We start from the raw sequence: 18545 nt of genomic DNA on the forward strand, positions 1-18545 counted from the left end.
GTCATCTGATCTTGATTCCGGTCAATCGTTCTGGGGCCCGTTGCTGCTAGAGGCATGCTGCGCAAGGGCATGGAGCGAGCGTTTGTGGTTCACCGACGGCAGTTCATCGCGGCCGCGCTCGGGTTTCCCGCGGCTGCGATCGGCGGCTTCCCTGCCGCGGGAGCAACGATGACCTATGACGCGGCGGTGACGACGTCGCGGGCTCCGCTGCAGGCCGTTCCACGGGATCGCGAGCTCGTGCGCTTTGCCACCCTCGCCGCCAATAGCCATAACACCCAGCCGTGGGTCTTCTCCGCGCACGGCAACGAAATCACGATCGCGCCGGATTTTTCGCGCCGCTGTCCGGCTGTCGATCCGGACGATCATCACCTCTTCGTCAGCCTCGGCTGCGCCGCCGAAAACCTCATCCTCGCTGCATCCACGCTGGGCTGGCGCGCCGACCCGGTCATCGACGGCGACCGCATCGTGATCACGCTCGAGGAAACACCGCCCGCCGCATCGGCGTTGGCGGCCGCGATTCCGGTACGGCAGTGCACGCGCGCGACGTTCGACGGCAGGCCGGCCCCGCCCGAGACCTTGCGCCGGCTCGAGAACGCCTGTCTCGAACCTGATGTCACGACCATCCTGCTGACCGAGCACGCCGCGATCGCGAAGGTCGCCGACTACGTGCTCGAAGGCAACGCCGCGCAGATGCGCGACGGGGCCTTCATGCGCGAGCTCGTGAACTGGATTCGCTTCAACGAGACGGAGGCGCTCGCGAGCATGGACGGGTTGTTCTCGCTCGCCTCGGGAAACCCGTCCCTGCCGTCGTGGCTGGCGCGGCCGCTTATGAAACTCTTCTTCACGGAGAGCGGCGAAAACAAGAAGTACCGCGAACAGCTCGTCAGCTCCGCGGGCGTCGTCGTGCTCGCGGCCTATCGCAGCGACACACCGCACGGGATTGCAGTGGGGCGCGCCTGCCAGCGCTTCGGCTTGCAGGCGACCGCGCTGGGACTGAAATATGCCTTCGTCAACCAGCCGGTCGAGGTGGCGGCGCTGAGGCCGCAATTCGCGGCCTCACTCGGACTCGGCGAGCGGCGCCCCGATATCGTGATGCGTTTCGGGTACGGCCCGGACCTGCCGAAATCGCTGCGGCGTCCGCCTGAACTGGTGATGCGATCCTAACGCCGAAGGCCACTCAGGGCCGGCGACTCGCCGGGCAGCATGTTCGATCTGATATCGCTGTCCATGCGACCCGAGTCCTGCTGGATGAAACCGGCGCCGAACGATAGGCTGAGGTTGGAGGTCGGTTTGAACTCGACGCCCGCAAATGCGCTGGTGCCGGGCGTCGCACCGGACGTCAGCGGCGCAAGCGAGCTGCCGATGCCGTTGCCATATTTCAGCGTGTCGAAACCGGCAAAAAAGGTGACGGGCATGTCGCCCAAGGTTTTGGTGGTGTAGCCGAACTGGGTGCTGTCATACGAGAGCGCGCTGAAATTGCCGGCAAAACCGCTCTGACCAAATCCACTCTGACCAAGTCCGGTCTGACTGAGCCCGCTCCAATTGAGGTTGCCGCGCCGGCTGCCGACGAAGAAGCCGTTCGCAAAATTGGTGCGCCCGCCTGCGTCACCGGCATTGAAGCTCGGAAAATTGCCGTAAGGATCGGAGCCCTGGCCATCGCTGCCGCCAAAGCCAAACGGTCCGCCCGGTATGACATATCTCAGCGGTGCAACTTGTGCATCAACGGAGGTGCCGCTGAGGCAGAGTACGGCGCCGATAGCTGCAAGACCGCATGAAGTTGCAAGGCGGGACATTCAGGTAACCTTCGAAAACCTCGCAAATCATACCCTCCGGCGATGAGAAATACCAGCGAGGCCGCGCCGGCATCGCCTCAGGGTTCCGGGATACCCATGCCGAAAGTGAGCTGATTGCCGTCGGCATCAACGATGTCGAAATCGCGCATGCCGTAATCGCGATCCTCCGGCTGGTTGATGGGCCTGGCGCCACGGCCGGACAATTCGGCATAGAGCAGGTCGACGTCGCGGACGAAAATGCAGAGGCCGCCCTGCCCGGGCAAGCGTTTCGTCCTGGCCGCTGCCAGCAGATGCAGGGCGACCTCCTCGCGACAGAGGCAGGCGTAGGACAGCGGCTCACCATATTCGAAGGTGACCTCGAACCCGAGCACGTCGCGGTAATAGGCGAGGCTCGCGGCGATGTCGGAGACGACGAAAACGGTGGCCGAGCCGGCCAACATGGGATGTTCGTCGGTCATCTGTCCTCTCCGTCGCGAGCAATCTCCAGAGTGCAGCCTAGCATGCGCCCCCGAGGTCTTGCACGGGCCGCGCCGCAACGTAAGCTGGTCAGGAAGCCGCGCTCTTGCCGCTGACGATCCCGCATCTGGCGGAAGGGGCCGACGATGCCTGGCGGCTGATCGGCGATGGCGCGCTTGAGGCCGCCCGCGAAAGCCTTGCGCAAGGTCGAGCGGCAGTTGAAGGTGCTGTCCCGATCAAGGCATGGAGAACTCGGTGACCTCTGACAATCCCGTCGCGTACGAATGCGTTGGCAACATCGCCCGCATCACGCTGCGCCGCCCGCCTGTCAATGCGCTGAGCCTCGAGATGATCCGCGCAGTTGTGGCCGCCTTCCGCCGCGCTGCGGATGACGACGGCGCACGCGTTGTCGTGCTGGCGAGCGCAATTGCAAAACGTTTTTCGGCGGGCCTCGACCTCGACATCCTGCTTGGCAGATCCGGCGCCGAGATCCGGCAATTCCTCCAAGCGCTCTATATCGACCTTTACGAAGCCCAGTACGGGCTCGGAAAGCCCTCGATCGCCGCGGTCGGCGGTGCGGCGCGCGGCGGCGGCATGACCATGGCGGTGTCCTGCGACGTGGTGCTGGCAGCCGAGAGCGCGACGTTCGGCTATCCCGAGATCGACGTCGGCGTCATTCCCGCGATCCACTACGCGCATCTGCCGCGCATCGTCGGACGCCATCGCGCCTTCGAGCTACTGTTCACCGGCCGGGTCTTCAGCGCCATGGAAGCGCGCGAGCTCGGCGTGGTGAACCGCGTCGTCGGCGATGCCGAACTCGAGGCCGAGGTGGCGAAGCTCGCTGCGCAGTTCTCCGCCAAATCGGCCGCGGTGCTGCGGATGGGCCGCGCCGCCTTCATGCGCCAGATCGATCTGGACTATCGCCGCAGCATTGCGAGCGCCGTGGACGATTTCTGCAACGTCGCGACGTCGGATGAGGCGCAGGAGGGCTTGAGGGCGTTCGTGGAGAAGCGGGCGCCGAAATGGTGAGAACCGCAGGCCCCGCGCGTGTCGGGAGCGCCGCGCGTTCAGGCCGTCCTGTCCACGGAGGACGATGAATCGGCCGGCGGATATTTCGTCACCGGCACCATGAAGGATTTCGTACCGACCTGGTAGATGACCTTGCCGTTCTGCCCGTCATCGGTCGCGATCTGCGTCTGCCCGAACATGATGACGTTCTTGTAGACGTAGCCGGTTCCCTGGCGCGTGATGCCGTCGGTGGTGACGCTGACCTGGGCTTCCTTGCCATTGACCGCGAGCACTTTGAAGCTCGCGCTCTTGCCGTTGGCGCTGGAATAGCCGCCCCAGCTTCCCATGAGACGGCTGTCGGAAGCCGGCGGGGCCTGCTTCTCGAGATTCGCGGTCTGCTTGCCAGCGCCCCCGAAGGAGAACAGCATCACCATGTTCTTGCCGTCCTTGGTGCCGACCGTCACCCCACCAAAGGTGATGAGCGTGCCCTGGACCTCGGCAAAGCCGCGCTCGGTGTGCCCGTTATGGGTGTACTCGACCTGCGCGCGGGCCCCGCGGATGTTCACGACCTTGAAGCCGACGGGCTGGTTGTTGCCCACCCAATTGCCCTTCCAGTCACCAAGCAGCGCGCTCTGGTGATACAGCCGCTCATTGGCGGGAGAAATCTGGCTGGTGCTCGATGAGATGACGGCCATGTGATTGCTCGGAAGACGGGCCCGACCGACCCACTTCGTTTGGCTTCAGCGATATCGGGACGCCGACTGAAACGGACAGAAACCGACCGATTAGGGCCATGCACCGGTTAATGAGCCGTTAAGTTCAACTGCCGGTTGGATGGGCAAAAGGTCTCAGCCGGGGGGCTTCAGCGCCCCCAGCGGTCCGACCAGATCTTCTCGCCGATCAGGCAATTGACGCGCGGCTCCTTGTCGGCGACGCGCATCACGGGGCGCTCCGGCGTGCGGCCGGCGACCTCCATCAGCAGCTTGGTGCGGATCGCCTCCTTGAACTTGTCACGGTCCTTGATCGTGATGACGAAGGAGCCCGGACCGCCGATGACGCAGTCCTCGTAATAGAAATCGAGATTGTCGATATCCATGGTCGAATAGGACGGCTCCTTGACCATGATCGGCAGGCCGTTGATGACGACGCCCTTCTCCAGCGCGGCGTCGCGCGCCACCGTGACGGGGCCGCCATTGTTGTTGGGTCCGTCGCCCGAAATGTCGATCACACGGCGCAGGCCCCGATAGGGATCCTCGTCGAACAGCGGCATCGCGAACGTGATCGCGCCGGAGATCGAGGTACGCGAGGCGCGCCGGATCGGCGTCTTCATGATCTCGGCGGCAACCGCATCGGCCGTCTCCGGTCCGTCGACCAGCCGCCAGGGAATGATGATCTTCTGGTCGCTCGAAGCGGCCCACTCGAAATAGGTCACCGCGATCCGGCCGTTCGGACCGAGCTTCAGCGCCTGAAGAAATTCCTTCGACTGGATCGCCTGCGCATAGCCTTCGCGCTGGATCGCGAGCTCGTCCATGTCCATGGAGTAGGACACATCGACGGCGAGGATCAGCTCGACGTCGACCGTCTGCGCGTCCTTGTCGGCCGCAAGCCGCTGCGGCTCGTTCTTTGGCGGTTCAAATTTTGGTCCTGGTGCCGCGATGCCCGCGACGTCCCCTCCGGCAAACATGCCGGCAACCAGCACAGCCCCGATCGAGAACAGCAAGCGCATCGCAGTCTCCCGTCGTATGACGCGATGGTGACATGCAATCGCCGAGCCGCAAAGGGCGAAGATCGCTTGCGCTTCACATTCAGGTTAGGAAGCTGCGGGTTGGGTATGTGCACGCCCTTGCGCAAAGCTGCCGCCGTGTTGCCGCGCTCGCGCCGCTGGAACGCGCCAGATTGCTCGCATCATCGGGCTCGCGATGCGCAAAGCCGGAACGACGAGCCGCGGGACAGAGCGTCCCGCCTACTTGTCCGGCACGATTTCCATGCTAGGTTGGCCAGACAGATGGGGATGGAGTCCCCCGATAACCGCCCGGCGGCCTTGAACCCGTATCCTGGACCGTAGTGGGCTGATGACTCCTGCTTGAGGAGGGGCAATCATTGGGCCTCTGCCTTCGGCGGGAGCATGGACAAACCCGCCGGTGGCGGGTTTTTTGTTGTCTGGCCTTTGGCCAGGAGAACGCGAAGGAGACGGCGACGACGTGACGACGACGACACCGACTGCTGCACGTAGCGGGTTGCCCAGGGGGATCTGGGTGCTTGGCTTCGTCTCGATGCTGATGGACATCTCCTCCGAGATGATCCACGCGCTCCTGCCGGTCTATCTCGTCACCGTGCTCGGCGCTTCGACGCTCACCGTTGGCTTCATCGAGGGCATCGCGGAGGCGACGGCCTCGATCACGAAGATCTTCTCCGGCGCATTGTCCGACTGGCTCGGCCGCCGCAAACTGCTCGCAGCGCTCGGCTACGGGCTCGCGGCCTTCACCAAACCGTTGTTCCCGCTTGCCCCCAGCGTCGGATGGCTGGTGGCCGCGCGCTTCATCGACCGTGTCGGCAAGGGCATACGCGGCGCGCCGCGCGATGCGCTGATCGCCGATATCGCACCTCGCGGCCTGCGCGGGGCGAGCTTTGGCCTGCGGCAATCGCTCGACACCATCGGCGCCTTCCTCGGGCCGCTCGTGGCGATCGGCCTGATGTGGTGGACGGCAGACAATTTTGCCGCGGTGTTCTGGGTGGCGGTGCTACCGGCCTTCCTGTCGTTCGGCTTGATCGCGTTCGCGGTGGGCGAGCCGGAGCCGGATCCGAGCCGGGAGCCTGCGGGGAATCCGCTCAATCTCGCCGCGATGCGGCAGCTCGGCACGGTCTATTGGCGCGTCGTGGCCGTCGGCGTCGTCTTCACCCTCGCCCGCTTCAGCGAGGCCTTCTTGATCCTGCGGGCACAGAACATCGGGCTCAATGCGATGTGGGTGCCGGCGGTGCTGGTGCTGATGAACATCGCCTACGCGCTGTCGGCCTATCCGGCCGGTGTGCTCTCGGACCGGATCAACCGGACCGGCCTGCTCGCGCTCGGGCTCGTCTTCCTCGCCTGTGCCGATCTCGCGCTGGCGCTGCTGCCGAGCCTTGGCGGCCTCGCACTCGGCGTCGTGCTGTGGGGGCTGCATATGGGACTGACGCAAGGATTGCTCTCGGCCCTCGTCGCCGACGCCGCGCCGCCCAGCCTGCGCGGCACCGCGTTCGGCTATTTCAACCTGTTCACCGGCCTTGCCTTGCTGGCCGCGAGCGTGATCGCCGGCGCGCTGTGGGACGCCTATGGTCCGGCAGGAACCTTCTTTGCGGGACTCGGCTTCGCGCTGGTCTCGCTCGTGGGACTCTTGGCCGCCGGCAACGGTCTGGCAGCGGAGGACAAATGAGGATGGGAGGTCGTTCATCGTGCTGAGCGGAGCAATCGCGATCATGGTCGGTAGCGTGCTCGGCGGCTGCGCGCGCTATTTTATTTCCGGCGTGATCGCGCGGCGGCTGGGCGAGACGTTTCCGTGGGGCACCATGACCATCAACGTCACCGGCGCCTTCCTGATCGGCATTCTCGGCGCGCTGGCGACCCATCCCGGCTCGGCCTTGGCCACGCCCAATCCGTGGCTGTTCGCGGTGACGGGATTTCTCGGCTGCTACACCACGGTGTCCTCGTTCAGCCTGCAAACCCTGACACTCGCGCGTAACGGCGAGGCGATGCATGCGCTCGGCAATGTCGTGTTCTCGGTCGGGCTCTGCCTTGCCGCCGTCAGTTGCGGTTTCCTCCTTGCGGACGGCCTGGGAGGCTAGAGGCCGATGAACGCTCCCACCGAGCGCCGGCGCACTGCGATACTCTATGCCTGGGTTGCCGCCGGCAGCGTCGTCGGTGGCCTGACGCGCTATCTCGTCGGGCTCGCGCTCGACACCGGGCCGGGCTTTCCCTTCGCGACGCTGTTCATCAACGCGACGGGCTCGCTGATCATCGGCTTCTACGCGACGCTGACCGGCCCCGACGGCCGCATGCTGGCGCGGCCCGAGCACCGGCAATTCGTCATGACCGGGTTCTGCGGCGGCTACACTACCTTTTCGACCTTCAGCCTGGAGACCTTCCGCCTGTTCCACGGCGGCATGAAATACACCGCGCTCGCCTATATCGCGGCGTCCGTCATCTGCTGGCTGGTGTCGGTATGGGCAGGGCATATGATGGCGAGCCGCTACAACCGCTTGACGAGGAGCTGACCATGCAAATCCCCAATCAGGCAGTTTCGCTCCGGATCTTCATCGGCGAGAGCGACCATTTCGACGGCAAACCGCTTTATGAAGCGATCGTGATGACCGCGCGCGAGCGACACCTTGCCGGCGCCACCGTGCTGCGCGGCCCCATGGGCTTCGGCAAGTCGAGCCGGCTGCACACCTCGAAGATCCTGCGGCTTTCGGAAGATTTGCCGCTCTTGATCGAGATCGTTGACAGCGAGGACAACATCAACGCATTCCTGCCCATCCTGGATGGCATGATGTCGAGCGGTCTGATCACCTTGGAGAAGGTGCAGGTCCTGCAATATGGTGCGAAGGCCGCAAGCTGATCGCTGCGGCAGGGAACCCGAGCCCGCGTGTCCGGGAGGCGGAATGAACAACACTGTCACCAAGCCGAAGACGCGGACCAAGACCAAGGTCGAGCGGCCGAAGCTGCACAAGGTCATCCTGATCAACGACGACTACACGCCGCGCGAATTCGTCACCATGATCCTGAAGGCCGAATTCCGCATGACCGAGGATCAGGCCTACAAGGTGATGATCACCGCGCACAAGCTCGGCGCCTGCGTCGTTGCCGTGTTCACCAGGGACGTCGCCGAGACCAAGGCCACCCGCGCCACCGATGCCGGCCGCGCCAAGGGCTATCCACTGCTGTTCACGACCGAGCCGGAGGAATAGGGCGTCGTTTGCCCGCTTCCGGTCAATTTTACCGATCCCCGCTACCGCAGGTTCAATCTCCTGTGTCACCACGGTGAGATGACAGCTGCACTGCGCAAACAGCTCGCGCTCAAGCCGGCCCGCCCAGAAACCTCGTTCGGTCCGTTCAAGCTCCTGCACGCCCTGCCCTGGCTGATCCTGGCGGCTGCGATGCGGGTAATCGCGTTCGGCGGCGGCGCCGTGGCGCTGCCGGCCATCATCATTGCCGACATTTCGGTGCTCCTGGCCTTCTTCGCAACGGCGCAACAATCGATCGAGGCGGCGGGTGGCCAGTCCTCGCTCGGCGCGCTGACATTGGGCGAGCAGCTCAATCTGTCCTTCTCGATCCTGTGGCGGATCGCACTCGTGATGACCTCAGCGGCGCTCGGTATCGCAGCGATCGGCCATGAGGCTTTCGCGCCTCATTTGATGGCGGGGCTCGATGGCATGGCGTTCGACCAGTTCACCCATCCCGGGCGCTTCTGGAGTGCATGGATCGCCATCATCGTGCTGCTCATGATCGTCCGTGCCGAGCACGATGACGGCAGGGTCGCCCTGTTCGCCGCCATCGGCGAGTTCGCACGGCGCGGGCTGTGGCTCGGCGCCGCCGTGATCGCGCTCGGTGTCATCAACGTCGCCCTCGCCTACGGACAGGAAGCGGTGCGGAGCGCGATCTGGAATTTCTGGCAGACCTCGTCAGCGAGCCAGTTCAGCAAGAACCTGATCTATTTCGTCTTCATCTTCAGCTTTGCGATGCTGCGGCTGTGGATCACTCTGATGATCCTGACGCTTGGGCTGAGGCAGTCATATGTGCGCGCTGACTAGTTTCGCCGACGGTGCCGTCCGCTAGGCCATCACCACCGGCGTCTCCTCGCCGAGCCCGTACACGCGCTGCGCCTTGGAAAATCCCGCGATCGGAAATTCGCCGAGCTCGCGCCAGTCGTGGTGGCAGACATTGGCAAAACCTTCCGAGGCGACGACGGTCCGCCCCAGGCGGCCCGTGATCTTCTCGAGCCTTGCGGCAAGGTTCACGGCGGGACCTATGCAGGTGAAGTCGAGGCGGTTGCCGCCGCCGATATTGCCGTAGAGGATGTTGCCGACGTGCAGCGCCACGCCGAAGCGGAAGCGCTCGACGGCGTCGCCGACCGGAAAGGCCAGCGCCTCGACGCTGGCGCGGGACTCGCGCGCCGCTTCCAGCACGCGCGTGCAGACATGGGCGGCATCGCCGACATATTCGTCGATCGGAAACACCGCGAGCAGGCCGTCGCCCATGAATTTCAGGACTTCGCCGCCATGACCGCGGATCGCGGTCACCTGACAGTCGAAATAGTGATTGAGGATCTCGACCACCGTCTCGGGTGGCAGCCGGTCCGACAGCGCGGTGAAGCCGCGCAGGTCCGAGAGCCAGATCGCGGCCTGCATGGTGTCGTTGTGGCCGCGGCGGATCTGGCCGCCGAGGATGCGCGCGCCGGCGCGGTTGCCGACATAGGTGTCGAGCAGCATCTCGGCGGTGCGGCGCAGGCTGATGATCTCGCTGACGCGCGCCAGCGGCGTCACGATGGAGCGGATCGCCGCGATGTGGTCGTCGGTGAAGCCGCCGGGATGCCGTGTCACCCAGCTCGTCGCGTGGACCGAGCCGTCGAGAAACGGCATCGGCACAGCGATGTAGTCGGTCGCTCCTTCGGCGCCCATGTCTTTGACGATCGGAAAGCGCGTATTGTCGGGATCGCCGACGCGCCCCCTGACCTCGATCCCCTGTTCGAACACGATGCGGAGCGGGCTCGCGGCGAATTCGGGTGTGTCCAGGATATCGAAATCGACGGTGCCGACCTCGACCTCCTCGCCCTGCCGCCAGATGAAGTTGCGGCCGAAGATTTCGGGATGCAGGGTACGGATGAAGATGCCGAACCGCCAGATTGGCAGGCCGGCTTCGACCAGATGCTCGCAGACGTCCGCAATCATCTCGGCCGGGGTGCCTGACGACCGTGCGCCGTCAATCAGCCAGTTGGTGATGCGCTGGAGCTCGGAGCTTTGCATGTCCGCATTTGCGGACGAAGTTGTGGGAACGTCAAGCTGCGCGGTGGGCTAGTACCGCGACATGAAGACCTTTTGCTAGCGTCCCACCTGCCCGCGATCGCGCAGGAAGTGGTCGGCCAGCACGCAGGCCATCATGGCTTCGCCGACGGGGACGGCGCGGATGCCGACGCAGGGGTCGTGGCGGCCCTTGGTGAAGATCTCGGTGTCCGCACCTTTGCGGTCGACGGTGAGACGCGGCTGCAGGATCGACGAGGTCGGCTTCACCGCGAAACGCACCACCACCGGCTGCCCGGTGGAGATGCCGCCGAGCACGCCGCCGGCATGGTTGGACAAAAAGCGCGTGCCGTCATTGCCGGTGCGCATCTCGTCGGCGTTTTCCTCGCCGGTGAGCTCGGCCGCGCCGAAACCGGCGCCGATCTCGACACCCTTCACTGCGTTGATGGTCATCATCGCGCCCGCCAGATCGGAATCGAGCTTGGCGTAGATCGGCGCGCCAAGGCCGGCCGGCACGCCTTCGGCGACCACCTCGATCACCGCGCCGATCGAGGAGCCGCTCTTGCGGATGCCGTCGAGATAGGTCTCGAAGAACGCGGCCTTGTCCTTGTCCGGGCAGAAGAACGGATTTTTGGCGATCTCGTCCCAGTCCCACTTCGCACGGTCGATCTTGTGCGGGCCGATCTGCACCAGCGCGCCGCGCACCTTCACGTTGGGCAGCACCTTGCGCGCGATGGCACCGGCGGCAACGCGCGTCGCGGTCTCGCGCGCCGAGGAGCGGCCGCCGCCGCGATAATCGCGCAGGCCGTATTTGGCCTCATAGGTGAAGTCGGCGTGACCGGGGCGAAACTTGTCCTTGATCTCGGAATAGTCCTTCGATCGCTGGTCGGTGTTCTCGATCAGGAGCCCGATCGGCGTACCCGTCGTCACCTGCACGCCGGTCTCCGGATGCGCCATCACGCCGGAGAGGATCTTGACCTGATCCGGCTCCTGGCGCTGGGTGGTGAAGCGCGACTGGCCCGGCCGGCGGCGGTCGAGATCGCCCTGGATGTCGGCCTCGGTCAGCGGGATCATGGGCGGACAACCGTCGACCACGCAGCCGATCGCCACCCCATGGCTCTCGCCGAAGGTCGTGACGCGGAACATGTGGCCGAAGGTGTTGAAGGACATCGCTTCTCGCTGGTGCGTAAGTCAGTTCTGACTTGTGGTGGTAACGCGGGGGAACACCGGGGTCAAACACACTCGGTCATTCGGGGCGCCCGAAGGGCGAACTCCGGTGCGCCCTTGCGCACCTGAGAATCTCGAGATTCCGGGTTCGTGCTTCGCACCGCTCCGGAATGACGGCGGATGGGACTAGCTAAACTTCTCCAGCCGCCCGTCGCGGAACACGTAGACGGCGCCCTGCTCGATATAGAGTTCGGCGGCACTGAGGGGGGTCTCCAGGCCGAGTGAAACCATCAGGGCCCGGCAGGTCCCGCCATGGGCGACCGCAACGGTGTCGGTCCGCAGCTGGTCGTACCAGGCCCGTACGCGGACCTGGACATCGGCGTAGGTCTCCCCGCCGGCGGGGCCGACCGACCATTTGTCGGTGAGGCGCCGGGCATACACGTCAGGATCCCTCGCCTCGCTCTCGGCCAGGGTCAGACCTTCCCAAACCCCATAGCCGATCTCACGCAGGCGATCATCGAGCGCATATCCGGCAACTGGCAGCTCCAGCTTGCCGCGCGCAAGTTCCATGGTCTGGCGCGCGCGGCCGAGCGGGCTCGACACATAGGGTAACGCCGCCTTGTCGCGACCCTCGCGCTTGAATAGGTCGGCGAGAATGCTGCCGGCCTGCACGGCCTGACCGCGTCCACGCGCGTTCAGCGGAACGTCCTTGGTGCCCTGAAGCCTCCCGAGCGCATTCCACTCGGTCTCACCATGGCGAAGATAATAGATCGTGGGCACGGGAATTCCGGATTTAAGCTAGTCCTTGCCGCCGAACGAGATGTCCGGCGCGTCCGGGCGCTTCATGCCGAGCACGTGATAACCGGAATCGACGTGATGCACCTCGCCGGTTACACCGCGCGAGAGGTCGGAGAGGAAATACAGCGCACTGCCGCCGACGTCCTCGGTCGACACGTTGCGCCGCATCGGCGCGTTGGCCTCGTTCCACTTCAGGATATAGCGGAAGTCGCCGATGCCGGATGCCGCGAGCGTCTTGATCGGACCTGCCGAGATCGCGTTGACGCGGATGTTCTTCTCGCCGAGATCGGCGGCGAGATAGCGCACGCTGGCCTCCAGCGCCGCCTTGGCAACGCCCATCACGTTGTAATGCGGCATCCACTTCTCGGCGCCGTAATAGCTGAGCGTGATCAGCGAACCGCCATCGGTCATCAGCTTCTCGGCGCGCTGCGCCACCGCCGTGAACGAGTAGCAGGAGATCAGCATCGACTTGGAGAAATTCTCCTGCGTGGTGTCGACGTAGCGGCCGTCGAGCTGCTCGCCATAGGCGATCGCGTGCACCAGGAAGTCGATCTTGCCCCATTTTTCCTTCAGCACCGCGAACGCAGCATCGATGGTCGCAGCATCGGTGACGTCGCAATGGCCGAGCACGAGACCACCGATCTCGGCAGCGAGCGGCTCGACGCGCTTCTTCAGCGCATCGCCCTGATAGGTGAAGGCGAGCTCGGCGCCGGCGGCGTGGCACGCCTTGGCGATGCCCCAGGCGATCGAGCGGTTGTTGGCAACGCCGAGGACCACTCCGCGCTTTCCTTGCATCAGACCCGAATTCTGCGCCATTTTTGAACGTCCCGTCGAACTCTTGGTGAGGTCTGGAGGTACACCAGCCCTCCCCTGCGGTACAGCCCTAATACGCCGCGTTAACGCTGTTTCGAGCGCCGGAATAGCCGTTCCGTTCGGGTGTTATGATCGCTATAGGCGCTCGCGCCTGATACCAGGACGTCAAGACCGCAATGAGTGCGTTTCGCCAGAGTGTGGAAGCCATGATCCCGGCGTTGCGCCGCTACGCCCGCGCGCTCACGCGCGACGCGGATGCGGCCGACGATCTGGTGCAAGACACGCTGGTGCGGGCGCTGCGTTCGGAGCGATTGTTTCTCGGAGGCGACGTCAGGAGCTGGCTCTACACGATCCTGACCAACCTCAACAAGAACCGGCGGCGCTCGCTGGCAAGGCGGCCGCAGTTCACGCAGCTGACGGAGAACAACCCGGATGCCAGCGGCACCGAAGCCGAAGGGCGCGACATCGAGAGGGCGCTGGCGACGCTCGTCGAGGAGCAACGCTCGGTGTTGCTCCTCGTGATGCTGGAAGGCATGAGCTACCGCGAGGTCGCCGACATCCAGGGCGTGCCGATCGGCACCGTGATGTCGCGCCTGGCCCGCGCCCGCGCCCACGTCAAGGCCTCGCTGGAGGGCGAGCGCCCGACGCTCAGGCGGGTGAAATGATGGCAGGGTTGATGCATCGCGTGTCGTCCGCCCGCAGCACGAAGATGAGCTACGCGACGTCGAGCTTTGAACGACATTTAAGGCCACAGAGCCAGAGACGATTGATATGAACGACCGCAATATCCCAGTGACCGAGGACGAGCTGCACGCCTATGTCGATGGCGAGCTGCCGGCCGAGCGCCGCGCCGACGTCGAGGCCTGGCTCGCCGCCCATCCTGAAGAGGCCGAGCGCGTGCAGTCCTGGCGCGCCATGGCTGAGATGCTGCACGCCCGCTACGATTCCGTCGCCCAGGAGCCGGTGCCGGCCCGGCTGGAGCTCGAGCGGCTGGAACGCCGCCCGCGGCAATGGCTCTACGGCGCCGCGGCGGCGGTGCTGGTCGCCTTCGTCGCCGGCGGCGCCGCCGGCTGGGTCGGGCATGGCGCCGCCAATGCCCCCTCCACCTTCCGGAGCTTTGCGGCGGACGCGCTCGACGCCCACCGCCTCTATGTCGTGGAGGTCCGCCACCCCGTCGAGGTCGGCGGCAACGAGCGCGACCACCTGCAGGCCTGGCTGACCCGGCGTTGCGGCTGGACCGTGTTCGCGCCGAACCTGGAGGCGAGCGGGCTGAAGCTCGTCGGCGGCCGGCTGTTGCCGGGTCCGAACGGCCCGGCCTCGTTCCTGATGTATGAGGGCGCCTCTGGCGAGCGCTATACGATCTACACCGCCAAAACCGAGAATGGTGCGACGCAAATGCGCTACGCCAGGACGGACAAGGACGGCGCATTGTTCTGGGCCGAGCGCGGCGTCGGCTACGTCGTCAGCGGTGGCGGTGATCGCGACCGGCTGACCAGGGTGGCGCAGGCGGTCTATGATCAGGCCGAGAAAAACGGCACCTAGACAGCTGCTTGAGGGCGGTGCCTAGATTCCGTCATTGAAAATTTGGAATGAAGACATCGGCGCGTCTCATTATCGCACCGGATGATCACGCGAAAATGAGCAGCGTTCGATCCGCCGATCGACGCGGGCGGCCTCGATTGGGGTTTTTGGTACCGCGCTGGTCCCCCTCTCGAGGCCGCACCTTTTTATCGGCTGCCCCGCCGGGCAACCGACACGTCTCGAACGTCAGCGTCGAAGCGCGAACCGCGCTTCAGGCGCATGTTGAGCATCATCCTTTCGGGAAGAGAATGCTCCGATCGTCGGGATGCCTCGGCTAGCGCCCTAGCCGAGTCCGCTACGTGGATTGTAGGGGTGTTGGTCCCGCCACTTCTCCATCAATGCTTCAAGCTCGGCGTCGTTCCCGTCCGGTAGCATAATCCTGATCGTGACGAAGAGATCCCCGGTTCCGCCAGATTTCGGCAACCCCTTACCTTTGAGGCGGAAGGTCCGGCCGCTGGAAGTGTTTTTTGGAACCGAAAGCTCCACGGCATTGCCGGGGGTGGGCACGCGCACCTTGGCCCCGAGCACGGCCTCGTAGAGCGTCACTGGCAGATCAATCCGCAAGTCGGCGCCCTCGACCTTGAAGTGGGCGTGCGGCGCGATGCTGATGGTGATCAGGAGATCGCCGGGCGGATGGCCCTGCGCGGACTCGCCCTGCCCCCGGAGCCGGATCTGCTGGCCCTCGGTGACGCCGGCCGGAATCTTGACGTTGAGCTCCTTGCCGGTCGGCAGTCGGACGCGCTTCTCGCCGCCCTTGACCGCCTCTTCCAGCGAGACGGACATGGCGACATTCACGTCGAGATCGAGCCCGACGCCGCCGGTGTCGAATTCGAACTGCCCGGCGCCGCCGGCCCCAGGCCGGGCGCCACGCATCCCGCCACCGAACATGCTGTTGAGGATATCCTCGAACGCGCCGCCGCCCTGGCCGGGACCGCCGCCGGAGCGGAACGTATAGCTTTCGAAGCCGCCGGGGCCGGCGCGGCCGCGCGGCCCGCCACCGCCCGGAAAGCCCTGGAAGCGTGGCTTGCCGTCGGCGTCGATCTCGCCGCGGTCGAACTGCTTGCGCTTGTCCTCGTCGCCGATGATCTCGTTCGCCGAGTTGATCTCGGAGAAGCGCTCGGCGGCTTTCGGGTCGTCCTTGTTGCTGTCGGGATGATGCTTCTTGGCAAGCTTGCGATAGGCGCTCTTGATCGCGGCAGCGCTGGCGCTCCGCGGCACCCCCAAGACCTCATAGGGGTCGCGCATCCGTCACGTCTCCTTCAAGAAATCGAATTGTTCAAAGGGCTCCCCGCCCCACCAGGGATTCATGTGGGAAGAGAGTGGCATTTTTGCAACTAGGGGCGCGCGCCGAATCCTAGCTCCGCCACGGCTTTAGCGTATGAATCTCCCAACGGCCACGGGTGCTTTGGCAGCCGGCGCCCTGGAGCCAGCTTTCGGTCGCCCCGTTGACGTAGCTCGCCAGGAAATCGCGGCATCTGCGGCCGTCCTCGGCGGCATAGGACTGCGCGATCGGCGTCACCGAGCCGCGCGCACCGGTCTCCGGATTCTCCCAATGCTGGCTGGAATCCCTGTCGCCCTTGCTGAGGACGTCGGAGGCGGCGTTGCGGGCGAAGGCGAGATCGGTCTCGGTGGGCGGGGCGTCCTTCGCCGGCCGCGCGATCGAACCGGTGAGGTCACTGTCATCGGCCTTGGCGTAGGCACTCTTGTCATTGCGGGAAAAGCTGCATCCTCCGGCACCGAGCCCGATGACAATGATCGTCATGACAACGCCGGACGGCCGGATCGCCGATAGGCCAACGCGTCCCCATGCCCTATATAGGGCGGTAGCGGACAACAACGCGTTTTGGGCCGCGGGACGCAACTCGGACTCCAGACATGACCGACACGACCTCGATGAAACACCAGACACCCTTAACATCCGGTGATTTCACCGCCGCCGACGAGCCATTTGCGCTGTTCGAGGCCTGGCTGAACGAGGCTATCAAGAGCGAGCCGAACGATCCGAACGCCATGGCGCTCGCAACCGTCGACCCCGACGGGCTGCCCGACGTGCGCATGGTGCTGATGAAAGGCTTCGATACCGAGGGTTTTGTCTTCTACAGCCACATCGCCAGCCAGAAGGGCCGCGAACTCGCCGCAAATCCTAAGGCAGCGTTACTTTTTCACTGGAAGTCGCTGCGCCGTCAGGTCCGCATCCGCGGCAACGTGACGCCGGTGACCGAGGCCGAGGCCGACGCCTATTTCGCCACCCGACCCAAGCAGGCCCAGATCGGCGCCTGGGCGAGCAAGCAGTCGCAAGAGCTGGAGAGCCGCTTCGCTTTCGAACAGGCCATCGCGAAAGTCGCGGCCAGATACGTCATCGGCGAAGTGCCGCGGCCGCCGGGCTGGAGCGGCTGGCGCATCACGCCCTCACGCATCGAGTTCTGGCACGACCGCCCGTTCCGCTTGCACGACCGCATCGAATTTCGCCGTGACGCGGCCGGCCAGAAGTGGTCCAAGACGCGGATGTATCCCTAAGCTTTAGGCCGACCTGAAAGATGTCCATGCCGCATTCGTCCAATGCGCCGCGCCGTACACTGCTCCTGACCGGAGCCAGCCGCGGCATCGGCCACGCCACCGTGATCCGCTTCTCCTCGGCGGGCTGGCGCGTCATCACCTGCTCGCGGCATCCGTTTCCGGAGGACTGTCCGTGGGACGCGGGGCCCGAGGACCACATCCAGGTCGACCTCGGCAATCCCGAGGACACCGCGCGCGCGATCAGCGAGATCCGCAGCCGGCTGGAGGGTGGCACGCTGCATGCGCTGGTCAACAACGCCGCGATCTCGCCGAAGGGCGCGGGCGGCTCCAGGCTCGGCTCGGTCGACACCGATCTCGACACCTGGACGCACGTCTTCCACGTCAACTTCTTCGCGCCGATCATGATTGCGCGCGGGCTGATCGAGGAATTGAAGGCGGCCAAGGGCTCGGTCGTGAACGTCACCTCGATCGCGGGCTCGCGCGTGCACCCCTTCGCGGGCGCCGCCTACGCGACGTCGAAGGCCGCGCTCGCGGCGCTGACGCGCGAGATGGCCTCCGATTTCGGCCGCGTCGGCGTGCGCGTCAACGCGATCGCTCCGGGCGAGATCGATACCTCGATCCTGTCGCCGGGCACCGAGAAGATCGTCGAACAGCAGATTCCGATGCACCGGCTCGGCACGCCCGACGAGGTCGCCAAGATCATCTACGTGCTGTGCACGGACACCTCGTCCTATGTCAACGGCGCCGAGATCCACATCAACGGCGGCCAGCACGTGTAGTCCGTTCGCGTCATTGCAGTGACGGAGCAAGGGCGACAACCTCGCTCTCTCGTGTCCCGGACGCGTTGCGGCACGCAGTGACGCTGCACTGCGTCTGGGGCACGAGAGCGGATTGTGGCGCATGTTGTCTCCACATGTCATTGCGATGCTCCAGTGCATATCCCAGCGGCAGTGCCGTAGGGTGGGCAAAGGCGCATAGCGCCGTGCCCACGATCTCCGTCCATGAGCAACAAGGCGTGGGCACGCTGCGCTTTGCCCACCCTACGAGATCGAGCTTGTGGCACGCAGCTCGGCTCGCAGACACGCCTCTTCGGCCTCGCGGCGCATTTCGCCCGAGCTTTGCTTGATCACTCCACCCTCTCATCCAAGAGGGCGCAGGGAAGGCCGGGTGCTGGCTCGCACCCGCGGTCCGCTGCGCGAAAAGCACGCGCAGAAAGAACCGCACAGCAGCATACAGGTGTGGCCGATCACTCGGCCTTCCCTGCGCGATGGCTGGACGGCTTATGCCGTGATCTCCCGGGAGCCGACCATTCCTTCTGGCCTCCCTCGCCCCGCGAATTTGGATGATGCAGTCTGCCCGGTTGGGCTCGCTCGCACCTTCGCAAGGACTTGACCGTGGCAACGACGGCCAGGACCACACGGT

23 protein-coding genes and 1 riboswitch are annotated in these 18545 nt (G+C 65.1%); of the genes, 13 read left to right on the plus strand and 10 right to left on the minus strand.

The features are described from left to right. The first annotated feature begins 54 nt into the window (after positions 1 to 54). Positions 55 to 1164 (plus strand): Acg family FMN-binding oxidoreductase, encoded by a 1110-nt coding sequence (locus BM190_RS24850; RefSeq protein WP_244550724.1) that lies wholly within the window; start codon positions 55 to 57, stop codon positions 1162 to 1164. Here the strand turns inward: BM190_RS24850 and BM190_RS24855 are convergent. Continuing rightward, positions 1161 to 1793, minus strand: coding sequence for a hypothetical protein (locus BM190_RS24855; protein ID WP_092259929.1), 633 nt, complete (start codon positions 1791 to 1793; stop codon positions 1161 to 1163). The genes BM190_RS24850 and BM190_RS24855 overlap by 4 nt on opposite strands. Before the next feature lie 77 nt (positions 1794 to 1870). Continuing rightward, complete coding sequence (locus BM190_RS24860) at positions 1871 to 2251, minus strand: bleomycin resistance protein (RefSeq protein ID WP_092259931.1); 381 nt, start codon at positions 2249 to 2251, stop codon at positions 1871 to 1873. Between the two features lie 104 nt (positions 2252 to 2355). Here BM190_RS24860 and BM190_RS40640 point away from each other — a divergent pair, with 104 nt between their 5' ends. Together BM190_RS40640 and BM190_RS24865 are read left to right on the plus strand one after the other, a co-directional pair. Next, the gene (locus BM190_RS40640; protein ID WP_177237271.1) at positions 2356 to 2508 is read left to right on the plus strand and encodes a hypothetical protein; all 153 of its coding nucleotides are present in this window, start codon (positions 2356 to 2358) and stop codon (positions 2506 to 2508) included. After that, a complete protein-coding gene (locus tag BM190_RS24865; RefSeq protein ID WP_092259987.1) occupies positions 2505 to 3278 on the plus strand; it encodes an enoyl-CoA hydratase/isomerase family protein in 774 nt (257 codons plus the stop codon). The genes BM190_RS40640 and BM190_RS24865 overlap by 4 nt, the downstream gene beginning before the upstream one ends. A gap of 38 nt (positions 3279 to 3316) precedes the next feature. Here BM190_RS24865 and BM190_RS24870 read toward each other — a convergent pair whose 3' ends face one another. Beyond that, positions 3317 to 3952, minus strand: coding sequence for a hypothetical protein (locus BM190_RS24870; protein WP_092259933.1), 636 nt, complete (start codon positions 3950 to 3952; stop codon positions 3317 to 3319). 167 nt (positions 3953 to 4119) lie between these two features. Then, complete coding sequence (locus tag BM190_RS24875; RefSeq protein ID WP_092259935.1) at positions 4120 to 4983, minus strand: DUF1194 domain-containing protein; 864 nt, start codon at positions 4981 to 4983, stop codon at positions 4120 to 4122. Between the two features lie 272 nt (positions 4984 to 5255). Continuing rightward, positions 5256 to 5346, plus strand: a riboswitch (Fluoride riboswitch). Between the two features lie 112 nt (positions 5347 to 5458). On the opposite strand from BM190_RS24875, the gene BM190_RS24880 reads away from it, so the two are divergent. The 6 genes from BM190_RS24880 to BM190_RS24905 all read left to right on the plus strand — a co-directional run bounded on the left by BM190_RS24880 (position 5459) and on the right by BM190_RS24905 (position 9041). Beyond that, entirely contained in the window at positions 5459 to 6667 is a 1209-nt protein-coding gene (locus tag BM190_RS24880) for an MFS transporter (RefSeq protein WP_092259937.1), read from the plus strand. Between the two features lie 19 nt (positions 6668 to 6686). Beyond that, the gene (gene crcB, locus BM190_RS24885; protein WP_092259939.1) at positions 6687 to 7076 is read left to right on the plus strand and encodes a fluoride efflux transporter CrcB; all 390 of its coding nucleotides are present in this window, start codon (positions 6687 to 6689) and stop codon (positions 7074 to 7076) included. Positions 7077 to 7082: 6 nt separating this feature from the next. Further along, a complete protein-coding gene (crcB, locus tag BM190_RS24890) occupies positions 7083 to 7505 on the plus strand; it encodes a fluoride efflux transporter CrcB (protein ID WP_092259941.1) in 423 nt (140 codons plus the stop codon). A gap of 2 nt (positions 7506 to 7507) precedes the next feature. Continuing rightward, positions 7508 to 7849 (plus strand): DUF190 domain-containing protein, encoded by a 342-nt coding sequence (locus BM190_RS24895; RefSeq protein WP_018322578.1) that lies wholly within the window; start codon positions 7508 to 7510, stop codon positions 7847 to 7849. A gap of 43 nt (positions 7850 to 7892) precedes the next feature. Next, positions 7893 to 8198 carry an ATP-dependent Clp protease adapter ClpS gene (clpS, locus tag BM190_RS24900; RefSeq protein WP_018322577.1) on the plus strand — a complete coding sequence of 102 codons (306 nt, stop codon included), beginning with the start codon at positions 7893 to 7895 and terminating at the stop codon, positions 8196 to 8198. 78 nt (positions 8199 to 8276) lie between these two features. Continuing rightward, the gene (locus BM190_RS24905; protein ID WP_177237273.1) at positions 8277 to 9041 is read left to right on the plus strand and encodes a hypothetical protein; all 765 of its coding nucleotides are present in this window, start codon (positions 8277 to 8279) and stop codon (positions 9039 to 9041) included. 21 nt (positions 9042 to 9062) lie between these two features. Here the strand turns inward: BM190_RS24905 and BM190_RS24910 are convergent, their stop codons facing one another. The 4 genes from BM190_RS24910 to fabI form a co-directional block, all read right to left on the minus strand. After that, positions 9063 to 10253, minus strand: coding sequence for an adenylate/guanylate cyclase domain-containing protein (locus tag BM190_RS24910; RefSeq protein ID WP_092259943.1), 1191 nt, complete (start codon positions 10251 to 10253; stop codon positions 9063 to 9065). A gap of 75 nt (positions 10254 to 10328) precedes the next feature. Continuing rightward, positions 10329 to 11417, minus strand: a complete 1089-nt coding sequence (gene aroC / locus BM190_RS24915) for a chorismate synthase (RefSeq protein ID WP_092259945.1) — start codon at positions 11415 to 11417, stop codon at positions 10329 to 10331. Between the two features lie 183 nt (positions 11418 to 11600). Continuing rightward, positions 11601 to 12200 carry a histidine phosphatase family protein gene (locus BM190_RS24920; protein WP_092259947.1) on the minus strand — a complete coding sequence of 200 codons (600 nt, stop codon included), beginning with the start codon at positions 12198 to 12200 and terminating at the stop codon, positions 11601 to 11603. Between the two features lie 12 nt (positions 12201 to 12212). Beyond that, positions 12213 to 13028 (minus strand): enoyl-ACP reductase FabI, encoded by an 816-nt coding sequence (gene fabI / locus BM190_RS24925; RefSeq protein WP_092259949.1) that lies wholly within the window; start codon positions 13026 to 13028, stop codon positions 12213 to 12215. A gap of 173 nt (positions 13029 to 13201) precedes the next feature. On the opposite strand from fabI, the gene BM190_RS24930 reads away from it, so the two are divergent. Beyond that, positions 13202 to 13690 carry an RNA polymerase sigma factor gene (locus tag BM190_RS24930; protein ID WP_018322571.1) on the plus strand — a complete coding sequence of 163 codons (489 nt, stop codon included), beginning with the start codon at positions 13202 to 13204 and terminating at the stop codon, positions 13688 to 13690. Positions 13691 to 13796: 106 nt separating this feature from the next. Further along, entirely contained in the window at positions 13797 to 14567 is a 771-nt protein-coding gene (locus BM190_RS24935; RefSeq protein ID WP_092259951.1) for an anti-sigma factor family protein, read from the plus strand. 321 nt (positions 14568 to 14888) lie between these two features. On the opposite strand, the gene BM190_RS24940 is transcribed toward BM190_RS24935, so the two are convergent. Next, complete coding sequence (locus BM190_RS24940; protein ID WP_092259953.1) at positions 14889 to 15851, minus strand: DnaJ C-terminal domain-containing protein; 963 nt, start codon at positions 15849 to 15851, stop codon at positions 14889 to 14891. A 109-nt stretch (positions 15852 to 15960) separates the two neighbouring features. Continuing rightward, on the minus strand, positions 15961 to 16368 hold the full coding sequence (locus BM190_RS24945) for an RT0821/Lpp0805 family surface protein (protein WP_018322568.1): 408 nt from the start codon (positions 16366 to 16368) through the stop codon (positions 15961 to 15963). A gap of 113 nt (positions 16369 to 16481) precedes the next feature. Between BM190_RS24945 and pdxH the strand changes: the two genes are divergently transcribed. Both pdxH and BM190_RS24955 read left to right on the plus strand, forming a co-directional pair. Beyond that, entirely contained in the window at positions 16482 to 17123 is a 642-nt protein-coding gene (gene pdxH / locus BM190_RS24950; RefSeq protein ID WP_018322567.1) for a pyridoxamine 5'-phosphate oxidase, read from the plus strand. 26 nt (positions 17124 to 17149) lie between these two features. Further along, positions 17150 to 17902 carry an SDR family NAD(P)-dependent oxidoreductase gene (locus tag BM190_RS24955; RefSeq protein WP_026202769.1) on the plus strand — a complete coding sequence of 251 codons (753 nt, stop codon included), beginning with the start codon at positions 17150 to 17152 and terminating at the stop codon, positions 17900 to 17902. The last annotated feature ends 643 nt before the right edge of the window (positions 17903 to 18545 follow it).

The sequence above is a fragment of the Bradyrhizobium sp. Rc3b genome (genome assembly GCF_900114915.1).
Classification (GTDB): domain Bacteria; phylum Pseudomonadota; class Alphaproteobacteria; order Rhizobiales; family Xanthobacteraceae; genus Bradyrhizobium.

Excerpts from the sequence above, each read along its gene's own strand:
- BM190_RS24850 (WP_244550724.1), top strand. The coding sequence starts at position 55 with ATGCTGCGCAAGGGCATGGAGCGAGCGTTTGTGGTTCACCGACGGCAG.
- BM190_RS24855 (WP_092259929.1), bottom strand. The coding sequence starts at position 1,793 with ATGTCCCGCCTTGCAACTTCATGCGGTCTTGCAGCTATCGGCGCCGTA.
- BM190_RS24860 (WP_092259931.1), bottom strand. The coding sequence starts at position 2,251 with ATGACCGACGAACATCCCATGTTGGCCGGCTCGGCCACCGTTTTCGTC.
- BM190_RS24870 (WP_092259933.1), bottom strand. The coding sequence starts at position 3,952 with ATGGCCGTCATCTCATCGAGCACCAGCCAGATTTCTCCCGCCAATGAG.
- BM190_RS24875 (WP_092259935.1), bottom strand. The coding sequence starts at position 4,983 with ATGCGCTTGCTGTTCTCGATCGGGGCTGTGCTGGTTGCCGGCATGTTT.
- crcB (WP_092259941.1), top strand. The coding sequence starts at position 7,083 with ATGAACGCTCCCACCGAGCGCCGGCGCACTGCGATACTCTATGCCTGG.
- BM190_RS24895 (WP_018322578.1), top strand. The coding sequence starts at position 7,508 with ATGCAAATCCCCAATCAGGCAGTTTCGCTCCGGATCTTCATCGGCGAG.
- clpS (WP_018322577.1), top strand. The coding sequence starts at position 7,893 with ATGAACAACACTGTCACCAAGCCGAAGACGCGGACCAAGACCAAGGTC.
- BM190_RS24905 (WP_177237273.1), top strand. The coding sequence starts at position 8,277 with ATGACAGCTGCACTGCGCAAACAGCTCGCGCTCAAGCCGGCCCGCCCA.
- BM190_RS24910 (WP_092259943.1), bottom strand. The coding sequence starts at position 10,253 with ATGCAAAGCTCCGAGCTCCAGCGCATCACCAACTGGCTGATTGACGGC.
- aroC (WP_092259945.1), bottom strand. The coding sequence starts at position 11,417 with ATGTCCTTCAACACCTTCGGCCACATGTTCCGCGTCACGACCTTCGGC.
- fabI (WP_092259949.1), bottom strand. The coding sequence starts at position 13,028 with ATGGCGCAGAATTCGGGTCTGATGCAAGGAAAGCGCGGAGTGGTCCTC.
- BM190_RS24930 (WP_018322571.1), top strand. The coding sequence starts at position 13,202 with ATGAGTGCGTTTCGCCAGAGTGTGGAAGCCATGATCCCGGCGTTGCGC.
- BM190_RS24935 (WP_092259951.1), top strand. The coding sequence starts at position 13,797 with ATGAACGACCGCAATATCCCAGTGACCGAGGACGAGCTGCACGCCTAT.
- BM190_RS24940 (WP_092259953.1), bottom strand. The coding sequence starts at position 15,851 with ATGCGCGACCCCTATGAGGTCTTGGGGGTGCCGCGGAGCGCCAGCGCT.
- BM190_RS24945 (WP_018322568.1), bottom strand. The coding sequence starts at position 16,368 with ATGACGATCATTGTCATCGGGCTCGGTGCCGGAGGATGCAGCTTTTCC.
- pdxH (WP_018322567.1), top strand. The coding sequence starts at position 16,482 with ATGACCGACACGACCTCGATGAAACACCAGACACCCTTAACATCCGGT.
- BM190_RS24955 (WP_026202769.1), top strand. The coding sequence starts at position 17,150 with ATGCCGCATTCGTCCAATGCGCCGCGCCGTACACTGCTCCTGACCGGA.